Raw genomic sequence first — 402 nt, 5'->3', positions numbered from 1 at the left:
CATGACCTACATTTGGACGACTGAAGGCTGGCTGTATCTGGCGGTCATCATCGATCTGTTTTCTCGAAGGGTGGTGGGCTGGTCGATGGCCGAGCACGTGCGCACAGCGGTCGTGCTGACGGCCTTAGAGGCGGCCTTAGGGCAACGCCAACCGGCTCCAGGGTTGCTGTTCCATTCTGACCGAGGCTCTCAATATGCCAGTGGTGATTACCAACTAGTGGGTCATTTGGTTTGAATATAGCCATTAATTGTTAGGCGACTAACGCCTGAGTCACGGCTCCAGAACCCCCTAAACGATGGGCGTACCGTTTCGCTCGTGCTCGTTGCCGTCGAGCGGCTCGTTTACCGCCCCATTCAAACGGCGTTGGGTGTTGATTCCAAACCTCAGCCACGACCTCAAAT

At 55.7% G+C, this 402-nt stretch carries 1 pseudogene; it reads left to right on the top strand.

Going from position 1 to position 402, the window contains the following annotated elements:
- Positions 1–214: pseudogene (locus AC0QKW_RS00405) on the top strand (transposase); the annotation flags it as partial.
- Between the last annotated feature and the right edge of the window lie 188 nt (positions 215–402).

This window comes from Pseudanabaena sp. PCC 9330 (assembly GCF_055795045.1).
This window is presented reverse-complemented; position numbering and strand designations above follow the sequence as displayed.